General features: G+C 68.0%; 16 protein-coding genes and 1 pseudogene. 5 read left to right on the forward strand and 12 right to left on the reverse strand.

Annotation, left to right across the window (positions count from 1 at the left end; genetic code table 11):
• The 5 genes from A5706_RS27555 to A5706_RS27575 form a co-directional block, all read right to left on the reverse strand.
• Positions 1–378 (reverse strand): NAD(P)-dependent oxidoreductase (locus tag A5706_RS27555; RefSeq protein ID WP_197518008.1); only part of this gene is annotated, 378 nt, incomplete at its 3' end.
• On the reverse strand, positions 378–1,274 hold the full coding sequence (locus A5706_RS27560) for an alpha/beta hydrolase (protein WP_231985441.1): 897 nt from the start codon (positions 1,272–1,274) through the stop codon (positions 378–380). The genes A5706_RS27555 and A5706_RS27560, both read right to left, overlap by 1 nt.
• A complete protein-coding gene (locus tag A5706_RS27565; RefSeq protein WP_068138308.1) occupies positions 1,271–2,932 on the reverse strand; it encodes an OB-fold domain-containing protein in 1,662 nt (553 codons plus the stop codon). The genes A5706_RS27560 and A5706_RS27565 overlap by 4 nt, the downstream gene beginning before the upstream one ends.
• Positions 2,914–3,210: a ferredoxin gene (locus A5706_RS27570; protein ID WP_068138447.1), complete on the reverse strand. Its 297-nt coding sequence runs from the start codon at positions 3,208–3,210 to the stop codon at positions 2,914–2,916. The genes A5706_RS27565 and A5706_RS27570 overlap by 19 nt, the downstream gene beginning before the upstream one ends.
• An 8-nt stretch (positions 3,211–3,218) precedes the next feature.
• The gene (locus A5706_RS27575; protein ID WP_068138309.1) at positions 3,219–4,499 is read right to left on the reverse strand and encodes an NADH-ubiquinone oxidoreductase-F iron-sulfur binding region domain-containing protein; all 1,281 of its coding nucleotides are present in this window, start codon (positions 4,497–4,499) and stop codon (positions 3,219–3,221) included.
• Between the two features lie 31 nt (positions 4,500–4,530).
• Between A5706_RS27575 and A5706_RS27580 the strand changes: the two genes are divergently transcribed.
• Positions 4,531–5,004, forward strand: coding sequence for a hypothetical protein (locus A5706_RS27580; RefSeq protein WP_068138310.1), 474 nt, complete (start codon positions 4,531–4,533; stop codon positions 5,002–5,004).
• 5 nt (positions 5,005–5,009) lie between these two features.
• On the opposite strand, the gene A5706_RS27585 is transcribed toward A5706_RS27580, so the two are convergent.
• The 4 genes from A5706_RS27585 to A5706_RS27600 are packed head-to-tail and all read right to left on the reverse strand — an operon-like array spanning position 5,010 to position 8,576.
• Positions 5,010–5,876, reverse strand: coding sequence for an alpha/beta fold hydrolase (locus A5706_RS27585; RefSeq protein ID WP_068138311.1), 867 nt, complete (start codon positions 5,874–5,876; stop codon positions 5,010–5,012).
• Between the two features lie 11 nt (positions 5,877–5,887).
• Positions 5,888–6,301, reverse strand: coding sequence for a Rieske 2Fe-2S domain-containing protein (locus A5706_RS27590; protein WP_068138314.1), 414 nt, complete (start codon positions 6,299–6,301; stop codon positions 5,888–5,890).
• A 1-nt stretch (position 6,302) separates the two neighbouring features.
• The gene (locus tag A5706_RS27595) at positions 6,303–7,448 is read right to left on the reverse strand and encodes an amidohydrolase family protein (RefSeq protein WP_068138317.1); all 1,146 of its coding nucleotides are present in this window, start codon (positions 7,446–7,448) and stop codon (positions 6,303–6,305) included.
• A gap of 36 nt (positions 7,449–7,484) precedes the next feature.
• The gene (locus tag A5706_RS27600) at positions 7,485–8,576 is read right to left on the reverse strand and encodes an amidohydrolase family protein (RefSeq protein ID WP_068138321.1); all 1,092 of its coding nucleotides are present in this window, start codon (positions 8,574–8,576) and stop codon (positions 7,485–7,487) included.
• Between the two features lie 267 nt (positions 8,577–8,843).
• On the opposite strand from A5706_RS27600, the gene A5706_RS27605 reads away from it, so the two are divergent.
• Positions 8,844–9,503: a hypothetical protein gene (locus tag A5706_RS27605; protein WP_156767376.1), complete on the forward strand. Its 660-nt coding sequence runs from the start codon at positions 8,844–8,846 to the stop codon at positions 9,501–9,503.
• Positions 9,504–9,645: 142 nt separating this feature from the next.
• Here A5706_RS27605 and A5706_RS27610 read toward each other — a convergent pair whose 3' ends face one another.
• Both A5706_RS27610 and A5706_RS27615 read right to left on the reverse strand, forming a co-directional pair.
• A complete protein-coding gene (locus A5706_RS27610) occupies positions 9,646–10,548 on the reverse strand; it encodes an NAD(P)-dependent oxidoreductase (protein WP_068138326.1) in 903 nt (300 codons plus the stop codon).
• Between the two features lie 9 nt (positions 10,549–10,557).
• Positions 10,558–10,938: a carboxymuconolactone decarboxylase family protein gene (locus A5706_RS27615; RefSeq protein ID WP_068138329.1), complete on the reverse strand. Its 381-nt coding sequence runs from the start codon at positions 10,936–10,938 to the stop codon at positions 10,558–10,560.
• A gap of 107 nt (positions 10,939–11,045) precedes the next feature.
• On the opposite strand from A5706_RS27615, the pseudogene A5706_RS33310 reads away from it, so the two are divergent.
• The 3 genes and pseudogenes from A5706_RS33310 to A5706_RS27625 all read left to right on the forward strand — a co-directional run.
• Positions 11,046–11,111: pseudogene (locus A5706_RS33310) on the forward strand (nitroreductase); the annotation flags it as partial.
• A gap of 106 nt (positions 11,112–11,217) precedes the next feature.
• Complete coding sequence (locus A5706_RS27620; protein WP_068138456.1) at positions 11,218–12,216, forward strand: acyl-CoA dehydrogenase family protein; 999 nt, start codon at positions 11,218–11,220, stop codon at positions 12,214–12,216.
• Positions 12,200–13,375, forward strand: a complete 1,176-nt coding sequence (locus tag A5706_RS27625) for an acyl-CoA dehydrogenase family protein (RefSeq protein WP_068138331.1) — start codon at positions 12,200–12,202, stop codon at positions 13,373–13,375. The genes A5706_RS27620 and A5706_RS27625 overlap by 17 nt, the downstream gene beginning before the upstream one ends.
• A gap of 79 nt (positions 13,376–13,454) precedes the next feature.
• Here A5706_RS27625 and A5706_RS27630 read toward each other — a convergent pair whose 3' ends face one another.
• On the reverse strand, positions 13,455–14,873 hold the full coding sequence (locus A5706_RS27630; RefSeq protein ID WP_068138334.1) for an alpha/beta hydrolase family protein: 1,419 nt from the start codon (positions 14,871–14,873) through the stop codon (positions 13,455–13,457).
• Positions 14,874–15,053: the final 180 nt, after the last annotated feature.

Genomic DNA, 15,053 nt, shown 5'->3' on the forward strand with positions numbered 1-15,053 from the left:
CGCCCCTCCACCGCCGCTGACCGGCGCATCGACGACCGAAACCCCATGAGGCTCGGCGCGTTTGGCGAGCTCGCGGCAGGTGTCGGGATGGACCGTGCTGTGCACCGCGACCACGCTGCCCGGTGTCATGGCTTCCAGCAGGCCGTCCTCGCCACCGGTAAGTTCCTCGATGTCGGCGTCGCCGACGACGCACAGGCAGACGAGATCGCTCGCCGCGGCCAGATCGGCCGGCGTCGGGGCGATCTTGGCCGGGGTATCGGCGAACGGCTCCAGCGACGCGGGCTTGCGCGCCCACAGCGTCGTCGGGTAGCCGCTCTCGATGATCCGGCGCGCCATGGGGCCGCCCTGACTGCCTAATCCGATGAACCCGACCCGCATCAACCGGCCTCCAAATCGGCTTGCGAACCCGCTGACCGCTGACCCGCGCATTCCGCCACGAAGGCAAGGACTTTCGCGTGGTAGTCGGGGGCGGTGTGGCCGAGGCTTATGTTGTGCCCGGCGTCAGATTGACGATGTACGACGAACCGGGGCGCCGCGGAGAACAGCGCACTGATCTGGGTCACCGCCGCGTCATCGGCCTGCCAGACCTTTTCGTGCTCGGCGATGCTGAAGTGCACGGGGACGCGCACGGCGGGCGCCAGCTCCGGGAAGGTCTGTCGCGCCCAATCGGAGACCATTTGGTCTTCGTATGCCGGCGCCGAGGGGGAAACCGTTGCGCCGCCGAGGACCTCGGGCGGATACAGCTCCGCAGGGCTCCACAGCAGGTCGCGCATGCCCGGCGGGCGGCGTTCGCGGGTGGCGGCTTTCAGTATCTCTTTGGCCGCGGGGTGGTAGTGCCGACCGGTGCCCGCCAGTTCGATGCCGAGCAGCTCGGCGCCGCGCGCGTCGGCGGCCATTCGCATCGTCAGTTCGCAGCCGCCAGAATGGCCCCACACGAATACGCCTGCGCCACGCGGCCGTTCGCCGAGGATGCGCTCCACCGCGCCGTAGGCGAGGTTGACGCGCTGCTCGGCGGAGGCCATCGCTTCGGGATACGGCGCGGAGCTGCCGTAGCCGGGCCGATCGAGGGCCACCACGGTGAATCCGGCCTCGGCGCCCGTGCGCAACAACGAATACGACGGGTGGCCCGGGCAGTCGAAATACAGCGCGGTGGTGCCTCCGCCGTGGATGGCGACGATCACCGCCGTGGGCTCGTCGGCATCGCTGGCCTCGGCGACCAGGGCAGACATCGGCACGCCGTCGACGATCACCAGCCGCGGACGGACGCTCGTCATGTGTCGGCCCGCAGTAAAAGCACGCCGCTGGGGGTGAGGCCCCCGCTGCTGACCACGCCGACGCGGGCGTCGGCCACCTGCCGGTCACCGGCCTCGCCGCGCAGCTGGCTGACCGCTTCGTGCAGCAGGCCCATGCCGTGGGTGCGGCCGTGCGAGAGCTGGCCGCCGTGGGTGTTGAGCGGCAATTGCCCGTCGCGGGCGATGTTCTTGCCGCCGTCCAGGAATTCCTTGGCCTCGCCGATGCCGCAGAATCCCAGCGCCTCGATCCAGGACAGGCAGTTGAAGGAAAACCCGTCGTAGAGTTCGGCGACGTCGACATCGGTGGGCCGCAACGAGGTGCGGGTCCACACATGCGCTGCCTGGCCCAGTACCTGTGGCTCGTGCGTCAAAGTGCTTTGGTCCCAATCGAGTCGCTCGACGATCTGGGTTCCGACCGCCTCCACCAGAACGGGCGGCTTGGCCAGGTCGCGGGCCACGTCGACGGCTGAGACGATGACGGCGATCGCGCCGTCACACGGCACGTCGCAGTCGTACAGCCCGAACGGCGTGGTGATGGGACGCGCGCCCAGGTAATCGTCCATCGTCATCGGCGTGCGGTAGATGGCGGTCGGGTTGAGTTCGGCGTTGGCGCGCTGGTTCAGCGCGATCCAGCCCAGCGTCTCTTTCGTTGTGCCGTAACGGTGGAAGTGCCGCTGCGCGTTCATCGCCAGCGTGTGGGCGGCCGAGGTGGCGCCGAATGGCATCTGCCACCCCGACATTCGGCCCATCGAGGGCGCGATTTTGCCCTGCTTCATCAGCTCGCCGTGGGTGGCTTCCCACACCGTCCGGAAGCACAGCACGTGGCGCGCGAGCCCACCGGCGATCGCCAACATCGCGGCGATCACGGAGCCACCCGGGCCGAACGTTTCCATCGCGCCGTTGTGCCACGTCGGCCGGATGCCCAATGCGGCCTCCAGGGCGGTGGTGCCCCCCTCGCCCATTCCCGCGACGTTGAGAGCGCCGGGGTAGGTGGACAGGCCGTCGATATCGGCGAATGTCAGCCCGGCGTCGGCGATCGCCGCCTCGCAGGCCTGAACGGTGAGCGACAGCGGCAGCTGCATCAAGCGGCGGCCGATCGGCGACATGCCGATGCCGGTGAGCGCGACCTTGTCTTCGAACTTCTCCTGGGTGAGCATGGGGCGCACGTGCTCGCCGAAGCGCTCGGGCGCGATCTCGTCGGACGGCAGGGCTGCGGGTTCGGCGTCGGGAATCGGCCGGAACAGCGGAAACCACACGTCCTCGACCTGCTCGAAAACCACCTCCACCTGTTGGCCGAGCTCGAGCCGATCCGGTTCGCACTCAACGATGTTGGTGGTCAGCCGCACGCGCTGATCCTCGGCGATCGCCACCTGGGCGACGACGTACGGCGCCGGCAGCCCCGGCAGGCTGAACCGCTCGTTGACGGTGAACCCGGCGAGCGTCGCCCGGCCGGAGAGGGCCCGCACGGCCATATTCCGGGATCGGCAGTACCGGCACACCGGCGCCGGCGGATGGATCAGCGCGTCGCAGCTCTGGCATTCCTGCAGCCGCAGCGTGCCGTCGGCGCCCGAACTCCAAAAGAACTCGTTGTCCTGCGTGATCAGGGGCAGCGGGCGTCCGGTCAACGCGTGAAACCCCATTCGGCCTCGTTCGCCTCGATGTTGACGTGCGCGGCTGGGTCGTCGTCGGTGCTCGGCGGCGGCGGCACGTCGTCCGGTCGGCGTTCGTCCATTTCCATGATGGCGTGCACCGGGCAGTCCATCAGCGCACGCATGACCGCGTCACGGTCGGCCTCGGGCACGGTGCCGTCGCCGATCAGGCACGCGTATCCCCAGTCATCGAGCGAGAAGTACGCGGGCGCGTGCCTGGCGCAGATCCCGAAGCCGTCGCAGAGGGTGCGGTCCAGGTGGATTCTCATGCCCTCGCTCACGCGTAGACCACCGCCTCCACCTCGTAGGGTCGCCCAGCGCTAAACGCGTTGGCGCGGCACGGTTCACATGACTTGTCGAGATGCTGGGCCACCGCTTGCGGGAACTGGTCGAGCATTCTGGCGGCCACGTTGGTTGCGGCGTCCAGCGTGGCGCAGGCTCCGCGCCCCCGCAGCGTCACCGACCAGTGGCGCAGCCGGTCGAGGTCCTCGGGGGTGGCGGCGCCGTCGCGGAGCGCCCCGGCGGCGGCGGCCATCGCGGCGGTGCCGTTGAAGCACGAACCGCATTGGCCCGCGTTCTCGCGATCGAAGTAGGCCAGTACCGAGGCGGCGACCGCCACCGGGCAGTCGTCGGCGATCACCGCGATCGCACCGCAGCCCAGTCCGCTGCCGAGGTCACGGAACGTCTGGTGGTCCAGCGTGGCGTCCAGCACGCTGCGATTGAGCAGCCCGGCGAAGTAGCCACCCAGCAGCGCGCCTTGGACGCGATCCGACGAAACACCGTGCAGGGCAAGCAGATCGGCGAACGGCAGGCCGTGCGGGACCTCATAGAGCCCCGGCGGCCGGCCGCCACCGGTCAAGGTCACCAGGAAGGTGCCGGGCGAGGACGGCGTGCCCAGCGAGCGGAACTCCGCCGCGCCGTGCCGCTGCAGGTAGGGCAGGTTGGCCAGGGTCTCCACGTTGCTCACCAGGGTGGGCAGCCCACCGACTCCCTTCTGAAACGGCCGCGGCGGCTTGTCCGTTGGCTTGACCGGTCCGCCGTTGATCGCGCGGGTGACCGCGGTCTCCTCGCCGGCGATGTACCCCGGGGCGACGTTGACCACCTCGATCGCGACGTCGCCGGGCGGGTACTCGGCGAGCGCGGCCTGGACACTGCGGGCCGATTCCGCGTCGGACAGGTAGACGTAGGCGCGGTCGGCGGCCACCATCGCCGCGGCCAGCCGCAGTCCGTCGAGGACCAGGTGCGGCCGGTGCCGGAGCAGCCATCGATCCTTGATCGACGCGGGTTCGCCCTCCTCGCCGTTGGCGACGACGACCGAGCCACCCGCCGCGCGCCCGTTGTCCCGCACGGCGCGCAGCTTCACCGCCATCGGAAAGGCCGCGCCGCCCCGGCCCTGCAGGCCGCTGCGTTCGACTTCGCCGAGCAGTTCGTCGGGGTCGGTGAGCGGACGATAGCCGCCGAGTTCGAGGTACGCCGCGCGGTTTTCGCCCGCGTGGCCCGGTCGATCACCCAGCAGCCGCGACGGACACCCGGGCCAGGTGGTGACGGTGATATCCATCGCCTAGCTCCCCATCGTTAGTCTGGCGCACATGCGAACCGCGGTAGTGCGCGTCAACGTGGATCCTTCCGGCGTCCTCACGGCCGAACAGCTAGGACACGGCATGACCGCACTCCTCGGGCTTGCCGGCGAGCTGGGCCTGGAAGTCGTCGAGAACAACCTGGCGGCCATGCCGGCCGGCCGCCGCGAGGTGGAGGTGCTGATCGCCGGCGACGACGCCGACGCCGTCAAGCGCGTCGGAGTCGAGTTGTGCGCCAAAGCATTTGGCGGCGCGCCGGTGGCCGGCGTGGTGACGTTCATCAGCCGTGGAACCGACGACGACGCGCACGGCGTGCTGTCCGGTTTCGGGCTCACCGGCGAGATCGTCCGGACGCCCGGCGACGACGGTTTCGACATCGTTCACGTGACCCTGCGCGAAGCCGACCTGGATCGCGTTCCGGAAAGCCGGATTCACACCGCCCTCGAGGCGTCGCTCAACTGCGAGGTTCGCATTCGCACCGTGTGAACGCATCAGGAGCCTAAGAATTCGAGGATCGCCGGGGCGGCCTGCACCCACGTGTCGAACATGTTGAAGTGCTTCACCCTTCCCGCCGCGCGGTCTTCGGACGCCCGCTCCCAGGCGTCCTCCGGCCAGGGCGGGTCGATCAGCTTGGAACCCTTGATCAGGCAGCTGACCTCCAGCGACGTCCGCTTCGGGTGATCCATGTCGTTCTCGCCGCCGCGGATGATCAAGGTGGGAACCTTGATGCGGTCGAACATTTCGTCCTCGACGCCCGGAATCGTCTGTCCGGGTTTGGAAACGAATGCGTTGAGCCAGCGCAGCATCACCTTGAGAAACTCGTCGGGGTCGAAGTCGAGGAACCGCTGCTTGTTGGCGGGGTTCTGCTCGATTCGCTCGCGCCATTCCTGCACCTTCATCACGCCGTCCATTCCGGTGCCGCGCACCGCGAGAATGCTCGGGATGATGTAGAAGGAGCCCAGCACGAAGGTGCCGTAGATGCCGCCGACGATGTTCCACACCACGAGTTTGGTGACCATCTCGGGGTAGAGCATCGTCGTCAGCATGGAATCCCTTGCGCCGCCGGAGCCGCCGGCGAGGATGCAGCGCTCGAAGCCAAGACCCGTCACCAGTTTGTGCAGGGTCTCGGCCCGCATGTGCGACTCGCTTTGGCCGTAGAACTGCACATCCGAGGCCCCGCAGTTGGGTCGGTCCCACAGCAGCACCCGATAGCCGCCGGCGGCCAACGCATCGGCCAGCGGGCGCAGGCCCTCGATCTCCTTACTGAAGCGGCCACCCGGCGTCAGGGCGATGAGGTCGCCTGTGTCACCGAGGATTTCATAGACAACGTTTCCGCCATTCACCTCGAATGTCGACACAGATGCTCCCGTCACGCCATTACCAGAACGTCGTTGCCGACGACTCGCACCGGGTAGGTGCGGATGCTCCACTCCGGCTTGACCGCGGTCGTGCCGGTCGCGAGCTCGAAACCCCATTGATGCCAGGGGCAGTAGATGAACTCCAGGTCGCGCACCATGACCGAGTCGCCGGCGGCGGTCTCGTCGACGATCGTGCGTCCGCGGGCGCGCCCCGAGCACAGCGGACCGCCCTGGTGTGGGCAGTAATTCGCGATGGCGTAGAAGGCGCCGTTGACGTTGTAGACGCCGACGCCGTGGCGCCCGATGGGCACCAATTTGTGGGTGCCGGGCGGGATTTCGTCCACGGTCGCCACGACGTGTTCGCGGCCCTGAGCGAGGCGGGGCTGGGGCGGCCTGGTGGTTGCCCCTTCTTGTTCAGACGCCAACTCAGAACACCCGGGTCTGACCCTCGAGGACCGGCACGGTCTCCGGGAGGTGGTAGGTCGCGATCCCGTTCTTGTACATCACCGCGTCCCGGGCCGCCTTCGGAAGGTGCTTGACCAACCAGCGCGGGTCGTCGAACGTCCAGTGCGGGTAGTCGGAGGAGAACAGCAGGATCTTGTCGCACTCCATCCACTCCAGGGCGCGGGTCAACTCGGTCTTGTCTTCCGGATAGTCCAGCGGCTGGGTGGTGAACTTGATGTGTTCCTTGACGTAGTCCGATGGCTTGCGCTTGATCTCGACCCGCGACTTGCGCGCTTCGTAGAGCGCGTCCATCCGCCACATCAGGGGCAGGATCCAGGTGAACGCGTGCTCGACGAACACGATGCGCAGCGTGGGGAACCGGTCGAAGACGCCGTCGAAGATCAGGCTCATGACCTGGTTGGCGGCCAGCAGCGAGTAGGTCACCATGAAATCGTGGTTGTAGCTGGGCAGCCCCACCGGCGGCGTCGGCAGCATCTCGTAGTTGCTGCGCGACAGGTGGCAGCTCACCGTGATGTCGTGCTTGGTGGCGGCCTCCCAGATGGGGTTGTACTTCGGGTGGCCCCATGACGGGCGCGGCTCGGCCTTGATCAGGATCTGCGCCATGTACGGGTGGCCGGCCCACGTCTCGATCTCGCGCGCCGCCCCCTCAGGGTCCTCGATGGCCGCGCAGATCGAACCGCGCCAGCGCTCGTGCCAGTTGTTGTGGCTGTCGAGCCAGTGGTTCGCCTGCCAGTGGTTGAGGGCGGTCGAGAACGCCTGGTGCGCCTCGGCCAACCGCGGTGTGCGCCCGCCGGGCTCCAGGATCGCGATGTCGGAGCCCGCTTGCATGATCAGTTGCCGGAAGGCCATGTCCGGGTCGCTGCAGGCGAACTCGCCGTCGGGGGGGAAGGTGTCGGCGCGCATCGCGAAGGTGTGCGCGTAGTCGGGAGCGTCGTAGTAGATCAGCTCGCCGACCTTGTGGTCCAGGAAGAACTTGCTGCGCCACGGCTCCGGGATGTACTGGGTGAGCTCGCCGCGGCGGGGCACCGGGTGGATGTCGGAGTCGACGCACCGGACGGCTATGCGCTCGGCGGCGGGAACCCGTTCGTGTATGTGAGTCAGCGTCATCTCTGTCTCCTCGATCTCCCTTGTCCTATTCTGCGACTAGCCCGCTGCCAGGTCGACCGAAATGTCGATCCCGTACAAGTTGGCCGCGTTGCGCCAGCACAGCTTGTCGCGCTGTTCGGCGGACAGTGATGCCGGCACCCGGCCGACGTGGTTGCTCTGCCAGTGCGGGTAGCTGGAGCCGAACATCACCATGTCTTCCTTGCCGGTGAAGGCGAACCACTCGCCGGCGAAGTCGGCGTCGGGCGGACCGTCGAGGCTGCCCTGCACGAAATACACGTGGCCGGGGAGGTAGTCGCTGGGGATCCGCGGCGCCCAGGGTGTCTGTTCCAGGTGGGGCCGGCCGAACGTGTCCATCCGCCAGATGAACGGCGTGAGGAAGTCCGCGGCGCCGTCGGCCCAGACGAACTTCAGGTTCGAGAAGCGCTCGAACACACCCTCGGCGATCATGTTCATCAGGTGATACAGGTAGTTCAGCGCCATGAAGCTGACGTACTGCTCGTAGGTCAGGGTGTGCCCGGACGGCGTGGGGGGAAAGCCGATGCCCTCGCCCGTTTCGATGTGCACGGCGACCGGCAGCCCCGCGTCGGCGGCGGCCTCCCATAGCGGCCAGAACTGGGGCTTGCCGTACAGCTCGCGAGATTGCAGCGGGACGCCGATCTGGACGATGCGGGGGTGGGCGCGCCATTTCTCGATTTCGCGCACGGCGCCTGCGATGTCGTCGGGGTTGACCCGGATGGTGCCGCGGAAACGCTCGCCGAACTCGGCGGAGTCCAGCCAGCGCGACACCATCATCTCGTTGTGGGCGGCGTGCAGCGCGGTGCCCAGGTGACGGTCGGGCATGATGCCGCGCCCCATCGGATGAAGGATCGCCACGTCGACGCCGCGCTTCGAAAACAGTTCGTTGCCAACGAATTCCGGATCCGAACCCGGATACTGGCGGTCCGGTCCCTCGGTGTTCGGCGCGTATTCGCCGCCCGGCGCGCCGTACCAGTCCATCTCGTAGTCGGGGAAGCCACGGCTCTTGAACGGCTCGCGCAGGAAGGAGCGCAGGTCCTTATTGGACGAAAAAAAGACGTGCACGCTCGCGTCGATCAGCGGGGTGCGGGTTCCGTCAGCGTGTTCGATCACGTAAGCCGTCCCTCGGCTCGGGAAGCCAAAGTGAGCCCGATGGGGGCATCTGATAGATAAACTAACATTCGCGTCAGTCGCCAATCAACGGTGTTTTCGGTAAGCGTCTCGGTTAATCATCGGCCCTGGTTGCCGTCGGTTTTGCTGTTATTCGGGTAAGTAGCGTTCTTGGATGAGGATAATAGCATTCTCGCGTTTGTCGGTGGACGCCGAACGGTGGCCGCCGGGCGCCGAAACGGGCCTGCGGGGGACGGTACGATCCGTCGCGTGGTGAGGGCCGTGCACGCGTCCATGGTGCGCTGGATCGGCCTTCTGTTCGTCATCGGCGCGGCCCTGTTCGCGCTCGGCGTTCTGCTCTCGCTCCTTCCCGCGTCGCCACCGCTGCTCTCGGCGTTGACCTATGCGGTGGGGGCGGTGTTCTTCACCGCCGCAGCAACGCTTCAGCTGATCCTCGCTCGCCGCGAGCTGCCCGAGGCCAAGCAGCACTCGCTGCCGCTGCGGGCGCGCACTACCGACTGGCTGTCCGCGGCCATCCAGTTGGTGGGCACGGTGCTGTTCAACGTCAACACGGTGGACGCCGCGGTGACCATCGGTGCCCGCCCGGAGCTCATCGACGTCGACGTGTGGGTGCCCGACATCGTCGGCTCCGTCGCGTTCCTGGTCTCGTCGGCGATCGCAATCGTTCCCGAGGTCCGGGCCCGGCGGCACTCCCACGTTGCCAGCGCCTCGCAGCGCATCGCGTTCCTCAACTTCGCGGGATCCGTGCTGTTTCTCGCCTCGGCCGCGGGCGCGTTGGTCCTGCGCTCGGGGGCCGACGTCAGCCTGGTGTGGGCCAACATCGGCACGTTCTTCGGCGCGCTGTGCTTCCTCGTGGCGGCGTGGCTTTTCGGCTGGCCGCCGCGCCGGCCGCAGAGCCAAATTCAGTGATCGCCAAGTGGATTCAAGCGCTAGCCGGGCCTTCGGGCGTGGCGTGTGAACCGTGGGCCTGGCCTGTGAATCGTGGCAGGAAAAATCGCCGGATTCCCTCCGCTGGTACACAATCAAAGCCGTTACTGCGCACTCAACGCGATTAGCCCGCCGGCGGCCCTACCGGACCCACGGTGACACCGGCGGCCCTCTCGAACGGCTTGATCACCGTCGTGAAATCGGAGTCCGGGCCCTCTTCGAGCGCGGCCGCCTCCCAGAGCCGGGCCACCGTTTCGGCGACGTCGGCCGGGGCGCCGAGCGCTTTCGCTTCGTCGAGATACAGCCGCACGTCCTTGACCATCAGCCCGGTGGCGAAGCCGTAGTCGAAGGTGCGCGGCAGGATCGCGCGGGGGAACTTGTCGCGGCTCGCGCTCGTCGCACCCGAACCCGCGTTGAGCACTTCGATCATCACGCCCGGGTCGAGACCGGCCTTCACGCCCATCGCGACGACCTCCGCCGTCGCGACCAACACGTTGGCCGCCAGGATGTTGTTGGCGAGCTTCATGGTCTGCGCCGCACCGGGTTTCTCCCCGATGTAGAGCGGTCGCCCGATCGCCTCGAGAGCGGTTCGTATCACGTCGAATTCGTCGCGCGGCCCGGACACCATGACGGCGAGCGAACCCTGCTCGGCTCCGCCCACGCCGCCGCTGACCGGGCTGTCGATCGCCACGATGTTCCGTTTCGCCAGCGCGTCGCGGATGTGCACCGCCGTTCGGCTGCCGACGGTTGAGAAGTCGACATACCGCTTGACGCGCGAACCCTCGATCACGCCCGCGGCCCCGGTGGCCACCTCCACGCATGCGGCCGGCGTCGGCAGGCTCGCCATGACCGTCTCGACCCGATCGGCGACCTCTTTCGACGACGACACTCCGTGCGCGCCGACGGTGACGAGGCGATCCAGCGCCGCGCCGTTCGTGTCGAAGGCGACGACATCGTGGCCTTGTTGGATGAGGCGACGCGCCATGGGAAAGCCCATGTTTCCAAGCCCGATGAACCCGACCTCCATCGCCGACTCCTAGCCCCGATCCACTTCGGCGAACGCCTCACGCGCGATGCGGAAGCTGTCGACGGCGGCCGGTACGCCGGCGTAGATCGCGACCTGGAGGAATATCTCCCGGATCTCGTCGCGCGTGACACCGTTCGTCAGCGCCGCCTTGAGGTGCGTCCGTAATTCGTTGGGGCGGTTCAGGACCGAAATCATCGCCAGGTTGAGCATGCTGCGGGTCTTGAGGGCCAGTCCGTCGCGGCCCCAGACCGCGCCCCAGCAATACTCGGTGACGAGGTCTTGCAGCGGCTTGGTGAAGTCGTCCGCGTCCGCCAACGCTTGGTTGACATACGCCTCGCCCAGCACCGCCGAGCGGATCTCGAGTCCGCGCTGGTACGTTTCGCCGTCCAATGGTCTGCTCCTTTACGCCACGTGCTCCTGATAGACCCTCCTGATAGACCTTTGTGTAGCAGCCCAGCCTCGAGGGAGATGCAATGACCGGTCCTCCGAGCTGCTGCTTGGGCGGGTCGATCTTTCTCGTCATGCAGAACTTCCTGCTGGCCGCGCGCGCCCAAGGGTTGGGGTGCCGGCCAGGCATTCGGACACCTCGTAGCCGCTTTTCGAGATTATTACTTCCGACAGGGAGAATGCTATTCTCGCGATTGGCGGTGACGACAGGAGGCGGCCCGGATGCTGTTGGAGTTCGATGCTGATCAGCGGCTGTGGCAGCAGACCGTTCGCGACGTCGTCGCCAAGCAGTGCCCGCCGTCGCTGGTGCGCAGCGTGGCCGAGGACGGCGTGGATCCGAGCCCGCTGTGGAAGTCCTACGTCGACCAGGGCTGGACGGAGCTGAACGACGCGGACAGCGCCGTGGAGCTGGCGATCGTGCTCGAGGAGCTGGGGCGCGCGACCGATCCCACCCCGTTCCTGGCGACGATGAGCCAATTCGCGCCGCTGGCCGCGGATCGGTTCGACCCGCACGAGGCCGGAACCGCGGTGTACGGCGGGGTCTGGGCGCACCGGGACGCCGACGGCTGGGTGCTGGACGGCACGGCGCGCCATGTTCTCGACGGCGATCGCGTCGACCGGCTGGCGGTGGTGACCGACGCCGGGGTGTTCGTCGTCGCGGCCAACCAGGTTTCGGCGCGCCGCTCGGCGGTGTTCGACCCCGTCCTGCACGTCACCGACCTGTCGTTCGGCGAGGTCCGGGTGCCCGACAGCGCGCGGCTCGCCGTCGACGCGGAGCGCGCGCAACACGTCGCGCTGACCGGCATGGCGATCACCATGGTCGGCGCCTGCCAACGCATCCTCGACCTGGTCCTCGAGCACGTCCGCAGCCGGCAGCAATTCGGGGTGCCGATCGGTTCGTTCCAGGCCGTCCAGCACAAGGCCGCCGACATGCACGTCGCGGTCGAACGCGCCCGGGCGCTGGCCTACTTCGCCGCACTGACGATCGCGGCCGACGATCCGCGGCGCCGGCTGGCGGCCGCGATGGCCAAGGCATCCGCGGGGGAGTGCCAGTCGCTCGTATTCCGGCACGGCTTACAGCTTTTCGGTGCGATGGGATTTACCTGGGAGAACGACCTGCAGTTCGCGCTGAAGCGGGCCAAGGCGGGCGAGCTGATGCTCGGTGGCGCGGCGCAACACCGGGCGCGCATCGCAGAGGAATACCGTGCAGCTGACTTTTGATCCCGACGTCGAGGCGTTCCGGGCGGAGTTCGCGGCCTTCCTCGACGAAAACCTGCCCGACGCAAGCGAAACGCTGGAGCGCCCGCGGTCGGTGTCGCACATGCCGCAGTGGGCGCGCGACTGGCAGCGGCTGCTTTTCGACAACGGCTGGCTCTTGCCCAGCCAGCCGCCGGAATTCGGTGGTCGCAACGCGACGGTGATTCAGCAGTTCGTCTACCTCGAGGAACTCAGCCGCCGCCGGATCTATCACAGCTTCAACCCGCAGGGCGTGAACATCGTTGCGGCGTCGCTGCTTTCGTTCGGCAACGACGATCAGAAGCGCCGCTGGGCGGTGCCGATCCTGCGGGCCGAGATCACCGCGTCGCTCGGGATGAGCGAACCCAGCGCGGGCTCCGACCTGGCGTCGTTGCGCACCCGCGCGGTGCTGGACGGCGATCACTTCGTGGTCAACGGGCAGAAGGTGTGGACCTCGGGCGCCCACGATGCCGACGTCCTGCTGACGTTCGTGCGCACCAACCCGGATGCGCCGAAGCACAAGGGAATCAGCGCGCTGATCATCCCCACCGACACCCCGGGTCTGGTGCGCCGGCCGTTCCCGTCGATCTGCGGTGCCGACGACCTGGATTTCAACGAGGTCTTCTTCACCGACGTGCGGGTGCCGGCCGAGAACCTGGTCGGTGAGCTCGACCAAGGCTGGCGGGTGGCCAACGGGTCGCTGGGGCACGAGCGCACGATGATGTGGCTGGGTTTCGCCGATCGGCTCGACAACATGATCGACGACTTCCACCCGACCACCGAAGTCGAGCGCGACCTGTACGCCAGCACGATCATGGACAAGCAGGCGCTGCGCCTGCTGGGTTCGGTTGCCCTGGCGCGTGCCTCGCGCGGCGAGGACGACGTTGCCGCGATCTCGGTGCTCAAGCTGCTCGGGTCCGAGGCCGAGCTGCGCGGCATGGAGCTGGCGTTCACGTCGGCGGGATCCGACGGGCTGATCCACCCCGGGCAGACCGGCCCGTACGCGCACATGAACCTGGACCACTACTTCGCCAGCTGGTTCGAGCGTTATGCCCGAAGCTTTTCCGGCACCATCGCCGGCGGGACCTCGGAGATCCAGCGCAACATCATCGCGCAGCGCGTGCTCGGCCTGCCCCGCGGCTAGGTTTGTGCGCCGAACGTGCGGCCAGCCGCACGCTCGTTGTCGAATGTGCGGCCAGCCGCGCGTTCGCGAGGCTAACCCACTAACTCTGGTCGTGGCCCACCACCTCGGTGTGGTTGGGGGACGCCGTGCCGGGCAACGGGATGTGGGCCACGTCCGGGGTGCCGAGCCGGCCGGCTAGCCAGGGCAACGCGGTGGCGAAAGCTGCGCTGGCAGTGGGCCAGTCGTGCCTTCCTGGCTGGGCGACCACCGCGCAGTCGATGCCGTTCGCCAGGCCGAGGCCGCACAGGGCTGCCGCTGCGGCGGCCTGGTTACCCGGGTCGGTGGCGGCGCCGCGACCGGCGACTGCCATCGCGGTGCTGTCGACGACGGTGAGGTCGCGGTGCGGCGCCGGGGCGCCGCCCGACGTGATCGCGAACCAACCGGACACTCCGGTGTAGCGGCCGTGGCGACTGATCACCGTCGTCGGGTCGAATGCCGCCCACGCGTCGGCATTTCCGCCGAACAGGCCGGCGATGGTTTGCGCCTTGCTTCCCGTGTTGGGGGTCAAGTCGCCTTCGATGTCGACGAATGTGCTGAACAGGTTGGGGTGCATGACGGTCAGATCCACCGCGCAGGTGCCGCCCATCGAGAACCCCACCACGCCCCAGTGCGACGGGTCGGGGCTGACCCCGAAATTCGAGACCATATAGGGCACCACGTCTTTGGTGAGATGGTCGGCGGCGTTGCCGCGGCTTCCGTTGACGCATTCGGTGTCGTTGTCGAACGCACCGCCCGGGTCGACGAACACGAGCACCGGCGCGTTGCCGCCATGCGCGGCCGCGAAGGCGTCGATGGTGTCCACCGCGTTGCCGGCGCGCACCCAGTCGGCGGGCGTGTTGATCATGCCGCCGATCATCAGCACGGTCGGCAGCTGCGGCGGCGGAGAGCTCGAGAACCATGCGGGCGGCAGATACACCAGTTCCTCGCGGTGCTTGAAATGCGAGGCGTCGGAAGGGATCTGCACCGGCACCAGGCGGCCGCGGGATGGCCTGACGCCGCTCGCTGCCATCGCGGTGACGGTGGCCTTGTCGGTCTGGCCAGGCAGCGGAGCGGAGGTGAGCTGGTCCCACGCGCTCTGCACCGTCTGCACGTACCCGAACCACTGGTTCAGCACCAGCAGCGAGCAGAGCACCGACAGCGGCAGGCACAGGATCGAGACGGCTCGCCGCCACCAGCGCGCGCCGCGCCAGCCCAGGATCATGACGGCCGCGGCCGTTCCGGCCAACGCGATCCACACATACAGCGCGGACGGCGCCGGCTCGGTTGCCACACGGCCGATGTACCAGTGCGCCCCGGCGGCCGCCACGCCGCCCGCGACGACGGCCACGGGCAGCCAGCACAGGAGCCAACGGCGTGATCGCCGCCCGATGGCGAGGCCCAGCGCGAGCGCGGTGGCGGCATCGACCGTCAACGGCAGCCAGCCGTGCATCAACGAGATGTGGTTACTCAGGAGCTGCATCGTGATTCCTCCTCCCGGCGGCCAGCGATCGGCGCGTGTGAGGGAAGGATCAGATGTCGGCCTCTACGAAGCCTCTACGGATTCTTGGAGCCGTGGCCCGGACGGCGAGCAGACACGAAAGCCCCTCACCACGCGGCGTGTCGGGGGCTTTTGCGTCTGCTCGCAAGGGGAACGGCGCCA

It is taken from the genome of Mycobacterium sp. E796, from assembly GCF_001672815.1.
Lineage (GTDB): Bacteria > Actinomycetota > Actinomycetes > Mycobacteriales > Mycobacteriaceae > Mycobacterium.